The following is a 16222-nucleotide window of genomic DNA, read 5'->3' as shown; positions in this document are numbered from 1 at the left end:
GGGTGGGGGTCAGGCGGCCAGCGCCAGGGATCGACGGTGGCTGACGCGGTGGCCGACCCAGAAGCCGATCGCGACGAGTCCGGCCAACGCGATGCCGAGGATCCAGGGCAGGATCGACGGCGCGGCTCCGGCCGTCGCGGTGGCGAGCGTCCCGGATCCTTCCGCGATCAAACCGTTGCCCTCGGCGAGGTCGGCGGCTCCGGCTTCGAGCTTGTCGCCACCCGCGGCGAGGTCTCCCGACCCCTGCGCCACGGCATCGGCCCCGACGGCCAGCTTTCCGATGCCCGCGTCGAGATCACCGGCTCCGGACTGCAGCGTGTCGATACCGGTGGCCAGCGTGGTCGCGCCGTCGTTCAGCCGGGTCGCACCGGCGCTGAGGTTCGAGGTTCCGGCGTACAGCGACGAGGCTCCGGAAGAGAGCGTCTGCAGTCCCGATGCCAGCTTGGCGGCACCCGCCGAGAGCTGTGCGGTGCCGGACTTCAGGGTCTGCGCCCCGGCGGCGAGGGCGGGGGCTGCCTGGGGGGCGACGAGGGCGACGGTCCCGGGCCACCCCTTCGACGGATCACCGTTCACGATCGCCCCGACACCGGCCGTGACGCGCGTCGCACCGTCTGCGGCGCCGACGAGTCCCTGTGCGAGCGCCGGGGCCGCCGCCGTCGGTGCCGCCATCGCATCGACTTCCTTGTCGACGCCCGCGGCGAGCGCGGCGAGCGCCTGCAGCTTCGGGTTGGTCGGGTCGGCGGCGAGCAGACCGGCCAGGCCGTCGGCGAGCTGCTGCGAATGCCCGGGCGCGGTGGCTGCGAGGCCCTGGAGGGCAGTCTTCGTGTCGGGGTGGGCGAGGGTGCGCACCGAGGGGGTCACGCCGGCGGTCAACGTGTCGCTCAGGGTGGTCGCACCGGCGAGCACGGCGTTCGTGTATTGATGCGCACCGTCGACCCCAGCCGCGAGCTTCGCTGCTCCCGTCGCGACGGTCTGCGCTCCGGCATCCGCCTTCGCCATCTTCGACGCGAGCTCCTGGGCTCCGGTGAACGCGGTCTGCGCTCCCCCGCTGACCCTGCCCGCGCCGTCCACGGCCGAGGCCGCGCCTGTGGCGAGACTTCCGGCGCCCTCCGCGAGAGTCGTCGCGCCGGTCGCCGCCTTCGTGGCCCCGTCGCTCACCTTCTGCGAGCCGTCCTGCGCGCTGGCCGCGCCGGACGCGAGGTCGTCGCTGCCTTCCGCGAGCTGATCGGCGCCGTCCGAGAGGTCGGCGGCACCCGCCGCGAGCTCGGACGAACCGCTCTTCGCCGACGTGGTCCCGTCGGCGAGTTCGGAGGCGCCGGCGGCGATCTTGTTCGTCACCACGAAGAACAGGATCACCATCGTGGCCAACAGCAGGCTGAGCACGATCACGGCGATGCGCATGCCGTTGCCGTGCGCGTGGGGTTTCGTACTCGTCATCGAGGACTCCCGGGGGTCAGTGGCGTCGTTGCCACGGGCGACTGTATGGGCGCGCCGGTACGCGACCCACGGATTTGCCGTTCGAAACCAAGTCTCAGAGTCGCTGGGACTCAGTTTCTTGTCGTGAGTCCACAAACGTGGCCCGGTAGCCCTTGTCGCTGTCCGGAAAACCAGCCGTAACATCGCCGACTCACTGCCCGCCTACTCTCATGCCCATGGCGAAGCAGAAGACACCCGCGTGGTCGGAAGACGGACTCAACTTCCGCACCCGCAAGTGGGTGCGCCCCGAAGATCTCAACGCGAACGGCTCGCTGTTCGGCGGCAGCCTGCTGAAGTGGATCGACGAGGAGGCGGCGATCTACGCGATCGTGCAGCTCGGCAACTACCGCGCCGTCACCAAGCACATCTCGGAGATCAACTTCGAGGCGTCGGCGGTCCAGGGCGACCTGATCGAGATCGGCCTGCAGGCCACGCATTTCGGCACGACCTCACTGACGATGCGCGCGGTCGCCCGCAACATGATCACGCGCAGGCGGATCCTCACGATCGAGAAGATCGTGTTCGTCAGCCTCGACGAAGACGGCGTGCCGACCCCGCACGGCTACCGCGAGATCACCTACGACCGCGACCGGATGCCGACCGAGCGCATCGCGACCGGGACGATCCGGCTTCCCTCGCTCTGAGCGGCGACCGCCGCGAACGCCTGGGCGAGATCGGCGATCAGGTCGTCGGCGTCTTCGAGACCGATCGAGAGACGCAGCACATCGGCCTCCGGACGCGCCTCGGGAGGCACCGGGCGATGGGTGAGGGCGGCCGGATGCTGGATCAGCGAGTCCACCCCGCCGAGCGAGACCGCGTGCGTGAACAGCGTCGTCGCCGTCGTGACGGCGGATGCCGCGGCGAACCCGCCCCGCATCCGCATCGCGATCATCGCGCCCGTCCCTCGCATCTGTCGCTCGAGGATGCCGCGCGGGTCTCCGTCGAGCCCCGGATAGAAGACCTCGGCGACCTCGGGACGGTCGATCAACCACTGCACCACCCGCCGCGCGCTCTCCTGCTGGTGCCGCACCCGCACCGGCAGGGTGGTGAGACCGCGGTGCAGCAGGTACGCCCCGAGCGGATGCAGCAGCCCCCCGGTCACCGCCCGCACGCGGCGCAGCGCCTCCGCGGTCTCTTCGCTGCAGGCGACGACGCCGGCGATGACATCGCCGTGGCCGCCGAGGTATTTGGTCGCGCTGTGCAGTGACATCGCGGCGCCCAGGTCGATCGGGTTCTGCAGGACCGGGGTCGCGAACGTGTTGTCGACCACGACCGGCACGGAACCCGCCTGGCGCACGACGTCGGCGATGTCGGCGATGTCGAGCGTGGGGTTCGCGGGGGTCTCGACGACCACGAGTCCGGTGTCGGGCCGCATGGACGCGGCCACCTCGTCGGGGTGGCAGTACGTCGTCTCGACGCCGAGCAGCCCGGAACCGAGCAGGTGGTCGGTGCCACCGTAGAGCGGACGCACCGCGACGACGTGGCGTGCGCCGGTCGCCCCCGTGTGCGCGAGGATCACGGCCGTCATCGCCGCCATGCCCGAGGCGAAGGCCACCGCAGCCTCGGCATGCTCGAGCTCGGCGAGCGCCTCTTCGAAGCGGGCGACCGTCGGGTTCCACAGTCGCGCGTAGACCATGCTGCCGTCGGCGGGCGGGCGGCCTCCGGTGGCCATCGCCTCGTAGGAGTCGCCACCGCGCTCGATGTCGGGCAGCGGATTCGTCGTCGACAGGTCGATCGGCAGCGCGTGGACCCCGAGACCCTCGAGATCGGAACGCCCGCTGTGGACGGCGACGGTGTCGGGATGCAGCGGTGCAGTCATGCCTCCACGTTGCCGGAATCGCAGAATCCGCGCAGGAACTCGACAGAACATGCAATCGTTTCGGCATTGAACGCTATTCTGTGCAGCATCCGACATCGGAAAGGCGCGCACATTGGCGAAAGCACAACTCGACGAGATCGATCTCGAGCTGCTGGCGATCCTCACTCGTGACGCCGAGACGACCAACAAGGCCCTGGCGCATCGGCTCGGCCTCGCCGAATCGACCTGCGCGCACCGCGTGCGGGCGCTGCGCGAACGGGGCGTGATCCGCGACACCCGCATCCGCGTCGACGGCACAGCCCTCGGGTTCCCGCTGCAGGCGATCATCAAGGTGCGCCTCGCGAACCACACCGGCGCCAAGGTGACGGCGCTGTTCGACGCGCTCGCCGGCGTCCCGCGGGTACTGCAGGTGTTCCACGTGGCAGGGGTCGACGACTTCCTGTTGCACGTGGCGGTCGAAGACGCGACGGCCCTCCGCGACATCGTGCTGGAGCACATCACGGTGCACCCGGTCGTGCGCGGCACCGAGACCCAACTCGTCTTCGAGCTGCGCGACGGACCGGGCGTCCTGCCGCGGTGACCACGGGATCCGGATGACCTGCGCGAAGATGGAATGCACGTCCGCACCGGAGCAAGGGAGCACCATGAGCCGCAGCGCCACCGCCGCCACGCACACCATTCGCGAGATGCGGGACTTCCTCTTCGCGAACGCCACCGACTACGCCGCGGCCCGTGCGGGGTTCACCTGGCCCGAGGTCGACGAGTTCAACTTCGCGCTCGAGTGGTTCGACGTGATCGCCGGCGAGAACCCCGACCGGCCTGCGGTGCAGATCGTCGAGGCCGACCTGAGCCTGCGCACCTGGACCTACGGCGAGCTCTCGACGCGCTCCGATCAGGTCGCGGCCTGGCTCACCGGTCTCGGCATCCGCCGCGGCGACCACGTGATCGTGATGCTGAACAACACGATCGAGCTGTGGGAGGTGATGCTGGCGATCACGAAGATCGGCGCCGTGTCGATCCCGACCTCCACGCTGCTCTCCGCCTCCGATCTCGCATACCGCGTCGAACACGGTCGTGCCGGCGCGGTCATCACCCTCGGCCCGCTCGCCGACCGGCTCGCGGACATCGACCCCGGCATCCTCCGCATCGGCGTCGGCGACGGCATCCCTTCCGAGTGGGCGCGCTTCGCCGACTCGACCGCCGCACCGATCGCCTTCGAGCCCGATGGTCCGACCCCCGCGACCGACACCGCCCTGCTCTACTTCACCTCGGGCACCACGAACCGGCCGAAGCTCGTGCAGCACACCCACGTCTCGTACCCGGTCGGGCACCTGTCGACCATGTGGTGGCTCGGCGTGCGGCCCGACGACGTGCACCTCAACATCTCGTCCCCCGGCTGGGCGAAGCATGCGTGGTCGAGCTTCTACTCCCCCTTCCTGGCCGAGGCGACCGTGTTCGTCTACAACTACGACCGCTTCGACGCGAACACCCTCATGCAGGTCATGGACACCCACCACGTGTCCACCTTCTGCGCACCGCCGACGGTGTGGCGGATGCTGATCCAGGCCGACCTCGCGCGTCTCACCCACCCGCCGCGCGAGCTGGTCGGCGCGGGCGAGCCGCTGAACCCGGAGGTCATCGACCGCGTGCGCGACGCCTGGGGCGGCACGATCCGCGACGGCTTCGGACAGACCGAGATGACGGCCTGCATCGGCAACTCCCCCGGCCAGACCGTCAAGGTCGGCTCGATGGGACGACCTCTGCCCGGCTACCCGGTCGTGCTGCTCGATCCGGTCACCGGAGAGATCGTCAAGGGCGAGGGAGAGATCGCGCTCGATCTGTCGCAGCCGCCGCTCGGACTCATGGCCGGGTACTACGACGACCCCGAGAAGACGGCGGAGTCACGGGTGGGCGGCTTCCACCACACCGGCGACATCGCGGTGCGCGACGACGACGGCTACCTCACCTACATCGGTCGCTCGGACGACGTGTTCAAGGCCTCCGACTACAAGATCTCGCCCTTCGAACTCGAGTCCGTGCTGCTCGAGCACGACCTGGTGATCGAGGCGGCCGTGATCCCGAGCCCCGACCCGACGCGGCTGGCGGTGCCGAAGGCGTACGTCTGCCTGACCCCGGATGCCGCGGGCGGCGCGGAAGACGCCGCCCGTGCGATCTTCACCTACGCGCACGCACGCCTGTCGTCGCACCTGTGGGTGCGGATCATCGAGTTCGTCCCCGAGCTGCCGAAGACGATCTCCGGAAAGATCCGTCGCGTCGAGCTGCGCGCTCGAGAGGCGGCGCGGGTCGAGTCCGGCGACGAGACCGGACAGCACCGCGACCGCGATTACCGCTGAGCGCTCAGGACACGACCGGGATCGACGCCGTCGCGGCGGACTTCGTCGCGAGCGTCGGCTTCGACACCGCGGCGGGCTTGACCGTAGACGCGGCGCGCGGCAGTGCATCAGCCGCCGCCTCGTCGGTCCGCCCGACTCCGGCCGCATTCACGATGGCCCGCACGACACCGCCGATGACGAGCATCGCCACGAGCGAGGAGCACGCAAGTATCAGCGGCAACCACTGCTGTGCGAACGACGCGGTGAAGCTCATCAGCGCGCCCACGATCCACACGCCCACCGCACCCCCGGTCAGACCACCGGAACCGCGGATGACCGCGACCGCAGCGACGATCGCACAGGCACCGGCGATGGCCGCACCCACGTAACCGATCGGCACCATCACTTCGGCCAAATCGTTGGCCACTCTCATTGTCGTCATGACGACCCCCCGGTCCAGCGGAAACTCCGCTACCTCGACACTAGAAGTGTGTCGCGGAAAGGCCATCCGTCTCAAGTCCCATCTGCATCATCCTGCAGACGGAGATCTGCCGACGCGGAACACGGAGCGGGGCGGGGTCAGCGGCGGCTCGGCCACCGCAGACGACGGGGGCGGACGACGCGCAACGGCTGGGTGACGACGGCATCCACGACCATCGAGCCGTCGGTGGGTCCGACGATCGCGATCGCCGAGGTCTCGGTGGCCTCGGCCGGCGCGACCGGAAGCCGTCCGAGCTCGCGGTGTGCGCGCACGTAGGCCGGGACCAGCAGCACGATCGCGCCCACCCAGGCGAGCGGGTTGCTCAGCGCGACGCCGTCGAACCCGATCCATGCGCCCAGCACGATGGCCGCACCCACGCGCATCACCAGCTCGATCACGCCGGTCACGGTCGGCACGAGTGTGTGGCCGAGCCCCTGCAGCGCGCCGCGCAACACGAACAGCATGCCGAGCGCCCAGTAGCCGCAGCCGTTGATGATGAGCATCCGGTGGGCCATGTCGACCACGTCGTCCGACCCCGCACCGATGAACAGCCGCACCATCGGGGCGCCGAACGCGATCAGCAGGCCACCGAGCACCACACCGGCGGCGACCGCCATCCAGGTCGCCTCGACGACTCCGCGCCGGATGCGGTCGGGGCGGCGGCCACCGTGATTCTGCGCGGCGTACATCGAGACCGCGAGGCCCAGCGACGACAGCAGCGCGACCGCGAGGCTGTCGACGCGGGACCCGGTCGTGTAGGCGGCGACCGCATCGGCCCCGAGGGTGTTCAGCGCCACCTGCACCGTGAGCGTGCCGATCGCGATGATCGACGCCTGGAAGCCCATGGGCAGGCCGAGGCGCAGGTGCTCGGCGATGTCGCCAGCGGTGATCCGCCAGTCGGCACGACGCAGGTGCAGCATCGGCAGACGTCGGCGGACGAACTCGAGGCACAGCGCCACCGAGACGGCCTGTGCGACCACGGTCGCGAGCGCGGCGCCGCCGACACCCCACTCGAGGGGACCGACCATCAGCACGACGAGCCCGACGTTCAGCACGCACGAGACGGTGAGGAACACCAGCGGCGTCTTGGAGTCGCCGATCGCGCGGATGATCGCGGACAGGTAGTTGAAGAACATCGTCGCGCCGGCACCGAGGAAGCTGATCTGCGTGAAGATCGTGGCCTCGGCCATCAGCTCGGGCGGCGTCTGCAGCAGCGCGAGGATCGGGCCCGCGAGGAGTGGTGCGGCGACCGTCAGGATCACGCTCGTGATGGCGCTGAGGAGCACTCCCGTGGCCACCGAACGGCGCACGGCCGCATCGTCGCGCGCCCCGAAGGCCTGCGCGATGGGGATCGCGAATCCACTCGTCAGACCCCAGGCGAAACCGAGCAGGAGGAACAGCAGGCTGCCGGTGGCGCCCACCGCCGCGAGGGAGGTGACGCCGAGGTGCCGTCCGACGACGATCGCGTCGGCGAACTGGTACAGCTGCTGCACCACGTTGCCGAGGAGCAGCGGGATGGAGAAGGCGAGGATGACGCGCCACGGGCGGCCCGTGGTGAGAGAGGTGGCCATGAAGGAGCGGCTCGCAGAACTGGGGGATGGATCGGGGCTCGGCAAGCCTATCGAATCGATTCGGCGGAGCGGTATCCCCGATCTCGATTCTGTCGGTCGGGCAGGTGGAAGGTACCGTCGGAGCCGAACTGTCGACGGAGACCGGAGGACGAGAGTGACGAAGCAGCACCCGGGGGGAACCGGAAGCACGCACGATGCCGATGCCGACGGGGAGGAGCAGCACCTGCGGCGAGCGCTGAGCAACCGCCACATCCAGCTGCTCGCGATCGGTGGAGCGATCGGAACCGGCCTGTTCATGGGCAGCGGCAAGACGATCTCGGTGGCAGGACCATCGGTGATCTTCGTCTACATGATCATCGGCTTCATGCTGTTCTTCGTCATGCGGGCGATGGGCGAACTGCTGCTGTCGAACCTCAAGTACAAGTCGTTCAGCGACTTCGCGAGCGATCTGCTCGGGCCGTGGGCGGGATTCTTCACCGGGTGGACCTACTGGTTCTGCTGGGTGGTCACCGGCGTCGCCGATGTGATCGCGATCGCCGGCTACACGGATGCACTCATCCCCGGCATCCCGCTGTGGATCCCCGGCGTCCTCGTGATCGTGATCCTGCTCGCCCTGAACCTGCCGACCGTCGCCGCATTCGGGGAGATGGAGTTCTGGTTCGCGCTCATCAAGATCGTGGCGATCGTGGCGCTCATCGTCACCGGTCTGGTCATGATCTTCACGGGCTTCCAGCACGATGCGGGGACTGCGAGCTTCTCGAACCTGTGGGAGCACGGCGGCATGTTCCCGCACGGCTTCATGGGCTTCGTCGCCGGCTTCCAGATCGCGGTGTTCGCGTTCGTCGGCATCGAGCTGGTCGGCACCGCGGCCGCCGAGACCAAGGACCCGAAGCGCAATCTGCCGAAGGCGATCAACGCGATCCCGATCCGCATCCTGCTCTTCTACGTGGGCGCACTCATCGTGCTGATGGCGGTGACCCCGTGGACCGAGTACGTCGCCGGCGAGAGTCCGTTCATCGCGATGTTCGCCCTCGCCGGACTCGGCATCGCGGCGACGGTCGTGAACCTGGTCGTGCTGACCTCGGCGATGTCGAGCGCCAACTCCGGCATCTACTCGACCTCGCGCATGGTGTTCGGCCTCGCACAGGACGGGGATGCCCCGCGGATCTTCGGTCGGCTCTCGCGTCGCCGGGTGCCGCAGAACGCCCTGTTCCTCTCGTGCATCCTGCTGCTGTCCGGCGTCGTGCTGCTGTACGCGGGCAAGGACATCGGCACGGCCTTCGACATGGTGACCACGGTCTCGGCGCTGTGCTTCATGTTCGTGTGGACGATCTTCCTCTGCAGCTACCTCGTGTACCGACGCACCCGCAAGGATAAGGTCGCCGCATCGACGTTCCGGATGCCGGGCGGGGTGTTCATGGTCTACGTGGTGCTCGCGTTCTTCGTCTTCGTCCTGTGGGCGCTCACGACCCAGCCCGACACGCTGACCGCGCTGCTGGTGACGCCGATCTGGTTCGTGCTGTTGTTCGTGGCGTGGCTGTTCGTGCGGAAGTCGCCGAACCACCTGACTCGGCACGCGGCGCACATCGCGCACCTGCGCGACGACTCGGTCGAGGCGGACACGGACTGAGCTCCCCCGCTCAGAGGAGCCCGGTGTCGCGGGCGATCGCGATGGCGCGGGCGCGACTGTCGGCGCCGAGCTTCTCGAACACGTGCACGAGGTGGGTCTTCACGGTGGCCTCGGTCACGAACAGGGTCTTCGCGATCTCGCGGTTCGATGCGCCCGTGTCGAGCAGCCGGAGCACGTCGAGCTCGCGGTCGGTCAGGCGCACCCGCGGCGCACGCATGACCTGCACGACGCGCGCGCTGAGTTCGGGGGTGAGCACGAGCCCGCCGGACGCGGCCTGGCGGATCGCCCGCACGATGTCGTCCGGTGCGACATCCTTGAGCAGGTAACCGGCTGCTCCCGCCTCGATCGCCCCGAGGATCTCGGCGTCGCGGTCGAAAGTCGTCAGGATCAGCACGGCCGGAGCCGGGTCCTGCGCGCGCAGCGCGGCGGTCGTCTGCACGCCGTCCATGCCCGCGCCGAGCCGCAGATCGCAGAGCACGACATCAGGATGCAGGTGCCGGGCGAGAACCACGGCTTCCTCTCCGGAAGCCGCCTCGCCGATCACCTCGACGTCGTCGCGGTGATCGAACAGCGAGCGCACCCCGGCCCGGACGATGGGGTGATCGTCGACGAGCAGCACGCGAACCGGAGTCATCCCTCGCCTCCGGTCCGTCGCCCCTGCGCCATGCCGCCGAGCGGGACATGTGCCGAGAGCGCGGTGCCGTCGCCCGGAGCGCTCTCCACATCGAGTCCTCCGCCGAGCTCCCGCAGCCGTGCCCGCATCGAGCGCAGCCCGTAGCCGCCGCCCTGGCCGCCGACGCCGCCCTGCGCATCCCAGTGCCTCGCGTCGAACCCGATGCCGTCGTCGACGATGTCGAGCCGCACCGCGTCGCCCGCATCGGCCAGGGTCACCACCACGCGCGACGCGGATGCGTGGGAGCGGACGTTCGCGAGGGCCGACTGCGCCGTCCGCAGCAGGGCGACCTCGGCGTCGATGCCAAGCGCCGGCAGGTCGTCGTCGGCGTGCAGGGTCGCCTCGATCCCGGTCTCGTCGATCAGGCGCTCCAGCATGCGGGCGAGCGCGTCGCCGAGGGCCGTGGATTCGAGTTCGGCCGGCATCAGCGCGTTCACGATGCGTCGCGCATCGGCCAGCCCTTCGACGGAGAGCGCGTCGATCTGCTCGAGCGCGCGATTACTCTGCGCGGGATCGTCCGCCTCCAGGGCGGAGCGCGCCAGCATCCCGATCGACGACACGCTCTGCGCGATCGTGTCGTGGATGTCGCGCGAGACCCGGGTGCGCTCCTCGCTCGCCCCCGACTCGCGCTGCGTGCGGGCGAGTTCGTCCTGGAGCGCCGACATCTCCTCCTGGGTCGCGACGAGCGAGGCGATCAGTCGACGGCGCTCCCTCCCGTCGCGGACGAGCTCCAGATAGCCGCGAGACATTCCCAGCGCGAAGACGCCGCCGACGAGCGGCCCGATCACGTTCGCGTAGCTCGTGGTGCCGGTGTGCAGCAGCGGGGCAGTCACCACGACGGCGAGGATCGCCACGCTGAGCAGCAGCGCCCACCGCAGACGCATCACGAATCCGGCCAGCAGCCACAGCGGGAAGGCGAGCCACACGAACTCCGGCGAGACGACGACCGCGCCGAGCCAGATGAGCGTCAGCCCGAGCAGCCACCAGGTCGCCAGACGACGATCCGAGGTGCGCTCGCTGAGCAGCAGCCCGCCGCCGTACCAGCCGAGGAACACGAGCGAGAGGGCGAGGACCCACGGCAGCGGAACCCCATCGACCGCGGCACGCCAGGCGCCGATCACGAGCAGCACGACCGTGATCAGGGTCTGCCCGATCCGGATCGACCCGACCAGGCTCGCCCAGGTACGCGGCGCGCGGAAGCCGGCCGCCCGCTCGGAGCGGGCGGTGCGCTCAGCCCGCGTCGGGAGAGGTGGCGACTGCGGCATCCTCGTATTCTCCCCCGTGCGGTCGATCTGCACCTCGATCGGCGCGGGATCCGTCGCGCCCCACACTCCCCGGCCACCACATCCGATCGCCGACGATGGCGAAGAGCGCGGGCACGATCAGGGTCCGCACGACGAAGGTGTCGACGAGCACACCGATCCCGACGATGAGCCCGATCTGACCGAGCGTGACCAACGGAAGCAGTCCGAGCGCGGCGAACACGGCGGCGAGCACGACGCCGGCGCTGGTGATCACGCCACCTGTCGCGGTGAGCGCCACCACCATCCCCTGCCGGGTACCGACGGTGCGTGCCTCGACCCGCGCCCGGTGGACCAGGAAGATCGTGTAATCGATGCCGAGTGCCACCAGGAACAGGAACGACAGCAGCGGCACCTGCAGGTCGAGCGCGTCCCATCCGAACAGCATCCGGCTCAGCCAGGTGCCCGCACCGATCGCCGCGACCGCGCTGAGGATGTTCACGGCGAGCAGCAGCACGGGCGCCACCAGGGAGCGCAGCAGCAGGAGGAGCACGAGCAGACTGACCGCGAGCACGAGCGGGACGATGAGCTGCAGGTCGCGCCGGTTGCCCTCACGGGCGTCGAGATCCGCAGCGACCGGTCCGCCCACGACGGCATCGGCACCGGGTGTCGCCGCCGCCGCGCCCCGCACTTCCCGGACGAGATCGAGGCTCTCGGTCGTGCCGGGCGCCGGCTCTCCAACGACGAGCAATCGGGTGAGCGTGCCGTCGGCGCTCTCCCCCGTCGCGGACACCCGGAGCACACCGGGCACGTCTTCGACCGCGGCAGTGAGCGCCTCGACCTCTGCCGTGTCGCCGATCACGATCATCGGCTGCGCCTCGCCGGCGGGGAAGTGCTCGCCGAGCGCCGTGAGCCCTGCCGCCGACTCCGACTCGACCCGGAACTTCTCGACCTGCGTGAGACCGACGGATGCTCCGGCGAGGCCACCCGCGAAGACTCCGAGAAGCGCGAGCCCGCCGACGAGCGGCACCCACGGACGGCGGGAGACCCGCGTCGCCACCGCTCCCCAGGCGCGCCCGGTCACGGCGCCGTCGCCGACGCGCGGCGCGAAGGGCCAGAAGATCCGTCGACCGCACACGGCGAGAGCCGGCGGAAGCACCAGCAGCACCGCGGCGAGCGCGATGAGGAGGCCGACGGCCGAGGCGATGCCGAGCCCGCGGGTGCCGGGGATCACGGCGAACGCGAGCGTGGAAAGGGCGAGGACCACGGTCACGTTCGAGGCGACGATGGCGGGCACGGTCGCGCGCCAGGCGGCGACCAGTGCGCGCCGGTGGTCGGTGTCTCGTGCGAGCTCTTCGCGATAACGGGAGATGAGCAGGAGGGCGTAGTTCGTCCCGGCCCCGAACACGAGCACACTCACGATCCCGGAATCGAACTGCAGGCCGAGCCCCGCCCCGATAGCCGCCGTCGCCTTGTTGGCCAGCTGGTCGGCGAGGGCGACCACCATGAGCGGGATCATCCAGAGCACGGGCGAGCGGTAGGTGACGATGAGCAGCAGCGCGACGATACCGAGCGTCACCATCAGCAGCGTGAAGTCGGCACCATCGAACGCGGAGGCGACGTCCACGCCGAACGCGGGGCCACCCGTGACCTGCACGCTCACCCCGTCGATCGGGTGCTCGGCCACGCTGTCGCGCAGGCCGTGCACGGCATCCGCGGCGGCATCGTCTTCGGCCTCGTCCAGGGTCAGCGTCGCCTGGATCACCGCTGCCTGCCCGTCGTCGCTGACGATCGGACCCCGCGGTGCGACCCCCGTCTGCGCCTCGACATCGGTGGCGAGGGATCCGAGTGCAGCGAGGTCTGCATCGCCGAGGCGTCCGCCGTCATCGCGAGCCGCGACCAGCAGCACCGCGTGCTCGTCCGCGTCGGGGAACTGCTCGGCGAGCGCCGCCGCCCGAGCCGATTCGGAGTCCGGCGGAGCCACGTCGTTGCCCGAGGGGAGCGATGCGCGACCGAGCGCGCCGAGGAGCGCCGTGAAAGCCACGACCGCGATCAGCAGGGAGATCCACCCGCCGCGTCGAGAGGTGAGCCACAGCGGAAGGGAGCGGAGGGTGCGGAGCATGGGTCCAGTCCAGCCGCGACGGCGCCGAGGAGGATCGGGCGGGAGGGTGAGACGCGTCTCCATCGTTCGATGGATGCTCCGTACCGCCGCGGGAGGTTCCCGCGAACGGGGTTCCCTCAGGCCCTCCCTCATCGCGGCCTCCGGGCGTAGCGTCGGATCGACGGCCGCGGATCGCATCCGCGGCGAAGACGAAAGGACAGCTCATGCACACTCGCACTCTCGGACAGGGCCTCCAGGTCTCGGCGGTCGGACTCGGCTGCATGGGGATGTCGCAGAGCTATGGCCCGAACCCCGGCAGCCGCGACGACATGATCGCGGTGCTCCGGTCGGCGGTCGACCACGGCGTGGACTTCTTCGACACGGCCGAGGTGTACGGACCGTATGTGAACGAGGAGCTCGTCGGCGAGGCGCTCGAGCCGATCCGCGACAGGGTCGTCATCGCGACCAAGTTCGGGTGGGACATCCAGGAGGGGAAGAGCGTCGGGCTGAACAGCCGACCCGACCAGATCCGCCGGGTGGCCGAGGCATCGCTGCGGAGTCTGCGCACCGATGTGATCGACCTCTTCTACCAGCACCGCGTCGACCCCGACGTGCCGATCGAAGACGTCGCCGGCACCGTGGGCGAGCTGATCGCCGAGGGCAAGGTGCGCCACTTCGGACTCTCGGAGGCTTCGGCCGACACCATCCGCCGCGCCCATGCCGCGCATCCGGTGACCGCGCTGCAGAGCGAATACTCGCTGTGGACGCGCGAGCCCGAGGCCGAGATCCTTCCGGTGCTGGCCGAGCTCGGCATCGGGTTCGTGCCCTTCAGCCCGCTCGGCAAGGGGTTCCTGACCGGCACGGTCGACACCGCGGCGGACTTCGCGGCCGGCGACATCCGCGCCACCATCCCGCGCTTCACGGCCGAGAACCGGGCGGCGAACCAGGCGCTCGTGGCGCACGTCGCCGAGCTGGCCGCGACGAAGGAGGCCACCCCGGGCCAGATCGCCCTCGCCTGGCTGCTCGCCCAGCAGCCGTGGATCGTGCCCATCTCCGGCACCCGGCGCACCGCGCGCATCGCCGATAACGCGGGCAGCACCGCCACCGCGCTCTCCGCCGACGAGGTCGCCGACCTGTCGACCCTGGCCGCGCGCATCGGTGTGGCCGGCGACCGCTACAACCCGCAGCAGATGGCGTTCGTCGACCGTTGAGCCGCCGACGGCCTCGGTATCGTGAGGCGGGTGACCTCCGCCCGCAGCTACCCCGCGACCATCGCGTCCGCGGTCGAGCACGAGACGGTCATCCGCAAGTCGCGCTTCCTCACCCGCATCGAGCCGGTCTCGTCGGTCGAGCAGGCCGATGCGGTGATCGCCGGCATCCGCAAGCGGGCCTGGGACGCGAACCACAACTGCACCGCGATGATCACCGGGCTGCTCGGCGACCAGGCGCGGTCGTCGGATGACGGAGAGCCCTCGGGCACCGCAGGCATCCCGATGCTCGAGGTGCTGCGGCGCCGCGAGCTGACCGACGTGGTCGCGGTCGTGACCCGGTACTTCGGCGGCGTGAAGCTCGGGGCGGGCGGGCTCGTACGGGCATACTCCTCGGCGGTGTCGGAGGCGCTCGACCTGGCGGCCCTCGTGCGGAGGGAGGCGCTCCGGCAGGTGACACTCGAGGTGCCCCACGCGGATGCCGGGCGCTACGACAACCTGCTGCGCGAGTGGGCGGTGCATCACGGTGCGACCCTCGGCGAACCGACCTACACGGCGACCGCAACGCTCGAGCTGTGGGCTCCGGAGGCAGAACTCCCCCGGCTCGCCGACGACCTGGCCGCCGCATCCGCGGGAGCGGTCATCCCCGTGCTGGGCGTCGAGCGCATCGTCGACGTCCCCGACTGAACCCGGCGGGAACGGCGAAACCACAAGATCCGGCGGATATCCTGGATGCCGCGGTCGCGGAGGGAGAGCGATGTTCGACAGTCCGCTCTCGGCTTCGGCCTACGAGATCCTCGAGGTCGACCCCGGCGTCGATGACGTCGAGCTGCGCCGCGCCTACCGTCTGCGCCTGCGCCAGACCCACCCCGACACCGGTGGAGACGCCGCGATCTTCATCCAGGTGCAGCGCGCCTGGGAGCTGATCGGCACTGCCGAGGGCCGCGCCGCCTACGACCGCCGAACCGGTGTGACCCATGAGGCGGGCTCCGAGTGGAGCGGATGGCGGCCGCCGCCGACACGCACCGACACCCGCCCTCGCGCCCGGTCGTACGGCCACCCCGGTGGCTGGCGCCGTGAGCGCTATCTCGACCTCATCCGCGAATGGGCCGGCCGTGGCGTCGAGGTCCCCGATCCCTACGACCCCGCACTCGTGCGCTCGGCGCCTCGGGATCTGCGCCGGCTCCTCGCCGATGCGCTGGCGGAAGAGGCGACCGCGCGCACGGTGTCCGACCTGGGCATGGGCTTCACGGTGTGGCACGACGTCGCCGCGGGAGCCACCGCCGACGACAAGCTCGACCACGTGGTGCTCGGCCCGTCGGGTCTGTACGGCGTCATGTCGGAGGACTTCGGCGGGGTGGTCGGCTTCCGCCGCGGCGAGATCACCGGTCCGAGCCTCGGCACCCGCGCGCCCGTGACCGCCGCGCTCGGGCGGATGCGCACGGTCGCCAAGGCCGCCCGTGTGAAGTTCGGCGGTGCGATCATCGTGCTCCCCGACGACGACCTCTCCCAGGCGGTCACCCCGCTCGGCACGACCCGGGGCGTCCCGGTCGTGGTGGTGCGGCGCAGCGCGCTCGCGATGGTGCTGCGTCAGGGCGTTCCACAGGCGCGGGCCATCGGCGGCAACGAGCTGTTCGACGTGCGCACCCGACTGCAGCAGACCGTCCGCTTCGTCTGACTCCGACGCCG

Annotated in this window: 14 protein-coding genes; 7 read left to right on the top strand and 7 right to left on the bottom strand. The window is 70.3% G+C overall.

What is annotated here, in order from left to right; genetic code table 11:
* Positions 1–9: 9 nt before the first annotated feature.
* The gene (locus tag HCX50_RS16900) at positions 10–1437 is read right to left on the bottom strand and encodes a hypothetical protein (protein ID WP_167635128.1); all 1428 of its coding nucleotides are present in this window, start codon (positions 1435–1437) and stop codon (positions 10–12) included.
* A gap of 215 nt (positions 1438–1652) precedes the next feature.
* On the opposite strand from HCX50_RS16900, the gene HCX50_RS16895 reads away from it, so the two are divergent.
* Positions 1653–2120: an acyl-CoA thioesterase gene (locus tag HCX50_RS16895; RefSeq protein ID WP_091030723.1), complete on the top strand. Its 468-nt coding sequence runs from the start codon at positions 1653–1655 to the stop codon at positions 2118–2120.
* On the opposite strand, the gene HCX50_RS16890 is transcribed toward HCX50_RS16895, so the two are convergent.
* Positions 2054–3295 carry a trans-sulfuration enzyme family protein gene (locus HCX50_RS16890; RefSeq protein ID WP_237682556.1) on the bottom strand — a complete coding sequence of 414 codons (1242 nt, stop codon included), beginning with the start codon at positions 3293–3295 and terminating at the stop codon, positions 2054–2056. The genes HCX50_RS16895 and HCX50_RS16890 overlap by 67 nt on opposite strands.
* 112 nt (positions 3296–3407) lie before the next feature.
* Here HCX50_RS16890 and HCX50_RS16885 point away from each other — a divergent pair, with 112 nt between their 5' ends.
* Together HCX50_RS16885 and HCX50_RS16880 are read left to right on the top strand one after the other, a co-directional pair.
* Positions 3408–3875 (top strand): Lrp/AsnC family transcriptional regulator, encoded by a 468-nt coding sequence (locus HCX50_RS16885; protein ID WP_205829329.1) that lies wholly within the window; start codon positions 3408–3410, stop codon positions 3873–3875.
* Between the two features lie 64 nt (positions 3876–3939).
* The gene (locus HCX50_RS16880) at positions 3940–5649 is read left to right on the top strand and encodes an AMP-binding protein (protein ID WP_167635127.1); all 1710 of its coding nucleotides are present in this window, start codon (positions 3940–3942) and stop codon (positions 5647–5649) included.
* Between the two features lie 4 nt (positions 5650–5653).
* On the opposite strand, the gene HCX50_RS16875 is transcribed toward HCX50_RS16880, so the two are convergent.
* Both HCX50_RS16875 and HCX50_RS16870 read right to left on the bottom strand, forming a co-directional pair.
* A complete protein-coding gene (locus HCX50_RS16875) occupies positions 5654–6070 on the bottom strand; it encodes a hypothetical protein (protein WP_140403304.1) in 417 nt (138 codons plus the stop codon).
* Positions 6071–6207: 137 nt separating this feature from the next.
* Complete coding sequence (locus HCX50_RS16870) at positions 6208–7680, bottom strand: MATE family efflux transporter (RefSeq protein ID WP_167635126.1); 1473 nt, start codon at positions 7678–7680, stop codon at positions 6208–6210.
* Positions 7681–7834: 154 nt separating this feature from the next.
* Here HCX50_RS16870 and cycA point away from each other — a divergent pair, with 154 nt between their 5' ends.
* Positions 7835–9310: a D-serine/D-alanine/glycine transporter gene (cycA, locus tag HCX50_RS16865; RefSeq protein ID WP_091030700.1), complete on the top strand. Its 1476-nt coding sequence runs from the start codon at positions 7835–7837 to the stop codon at positions 9308–9310.
* 10 nt (positions 9311–9320) lie between these two features.
* On the opposite strand, the gene HCX50_RS16860 is transcribed toward cycA, so the two are convergent.
* The 3 genes from HCX50_RS16860 to HCX50_RS16850 are packed head-to-tail and all read right to left on the bottom strand — an operon-like array spanning position 9321 to position 13346.
* Complete coding sequence (locus HCX50_RS16860; protein ID WP_091030698.1) at positions 9321–9944, bottom strand: response regulator; 624 nt, start codon at positions 9942–9944, stop codon at positions 9321–9323.
* A complete protein-coding gene (locus tag HCX50_RS16855) occupies positions 9941–11248 on the bottom strand; it encodes a histidine kinase (protein ID WP_167635125.1) in 1308 nt (435 codons plus the stop codon). Before HCX50_RS16855 ends, HCX50_RS16860 begins: the two co-directional genes overlap by 4 nt.
* Positions 11214–13346, bottom strand: a complete 2133-nt coding sequence (locus HCX50_RS16850; RefSeq protein ID WP_167635124.1) for an MMPL family transporter — start codon at positions 13344–13346, stop codon at positions 11214–11216. Before HCX50_RS16850 ends, HCX50_RS16855 begins: the two co-directional genes overlap by 35 nt.
* Before the next feature lie 203 nt (positions 13347–13549).
* Between HCX50_RS16850 and HCX50_RS16845 the strand changes: the two genes are divergently transcribed.
* The 3 genes from HCX50_RS16845 to HCX50_RS16835 all read left to right on the top strand — a co-directional run bounded on the left by HCX50_RS16845 (position 13550) and on the right by HCX50_RS16835 (position 16211).
* A complete protein-coding gene (locus tag HCX50_RS16845) occupies positions 13550–14536 on the top strand; it encodes an aldo/keto reductase (protein WP_167635123.1) in 987 nt (328 codons plus the stop codon).
* Positions 14537–14566: 30 nt separating this feature from the next.
* Positions 14567–15220: a YigZ family protein gene (locus HCX50_RS16840; RefSeq protein WP_167635122.1), complete on the top strand. Its 654-nt coding sequence runs from the start codon at positions 14567–14569 to the stop codon at positions 15218–15220.
* Positions 15221–15290: 70 nt separating this feature from the next.
* A complete protein-coding gene (locus tag HCX50_RS16835) occupies positions 15291–16211 on the top strand; it encodes a J domain-containing protein (RefSeq protein ID WP_029264336.1) in 921 nt (306 codons plus the stop codon).
* The last annotated feature ends 11 nt before the right edge of the window (positions 16212–16222 follow it).

The sequence above is a fragment of the Microbacterium sp. B19(2022) genome, assembly GCF_012030385.1.
GTDB classification, from domain to species: Bacteria; Actinomycetota; Actinomycetes; order Actinomycetales; family Microbacteriaceae; genus Microbacterium; species Microbacterium oxydans_B.
This window is presented reverse-complemented; position numbering and strand designations above follow the sequence as displayed.

What these genes read in the sequence shown, in the direction of transcription:
- HCX50_RS16890 (WP_237682556.1), bottom strand. Translation starts at nt 3,295, where the DNA reads ATGACTGCACCGCTGCATCCCGACACCGTCGCCGTCCACAGCGGGCGT.
- HCX50_RS16900 (WP_167635128.1), bottom strand. Translation starts at nt 1,437, where the DNA reads ATGACGAGTACGAAACCCCACGCGCACGGCAACGGCATGCGCATCGCC.
- HCX50_RS16850 (WP_167635124.1), bottom strand. Translation starts at nt 13,346, where the DNA reads ATGCTCCGCACCCTCCGCTCCCTTCCGCTGTGGCTCACCTCTCGACGC.
- HCX50_RS16860 (WP_091030698.1), bottom strand. Translation starts at nt 9,944, where the DNA reads ATGACTCCGGTTCGCGTGCTGCTCGTCGACGATCACCCCATCGTCCGG.
- HCX50_RS16875 (WP_140403304.1), bottom strand. Translation starts at nt 6,070, where the DNA reads ATGACGACAATGAGAGTGGCCAACGATTTGGCCGAAGTGATGGTGCCG.
- HCX50_RS16855 (WP_167635125.1), bottom strand. Translation starts at nt 11,248, where the DNA reads ATGCCGCAGTCGCCACCTCTCCCGACGCGGGCTGAGCGCACCGCCCGC.
- HCX50_RS16835 (WP_029264336.1), top strand. Translation starts at nt 15,291, where the DNA reads ATGTTCGACAGTCCGCTCTCGGCTTCGGCCTACGAGATCCTCGAGGTC.
- HCX50_RS16880 (WP_167635127.1), top strand. Translation starts at nt 3,940, where the DNA reads ATGAGCCGCAGCGCCACCGCCGCCACGCACACCATTCGCGAGATGCGG.
- HCX50_RS16870 (WP_167635126.1), bottom strand. Translation starts at nt 7,680, where the DNA reads ATGGCCACCTCTCTCACCACGGGCCGCCCGTGGCGCGTCATCCTCGCC.
- HCX50_RS16845 (WP_167635123.1), top strand. Translation starts at nt 13,550, where the DNA reads ATGCACACTCGCACTCTCGGACAGGGCCTCCAGGTCTCGGCGGTCGGA.
- HCX50_RS16895 (WP_091030723.1), top strand. Translation starts at nt 1,653, where the DNA reads ATGGCGAAGCAGAAGACACCCGCGTGGTCGGAAGACGGACTCAACTTC.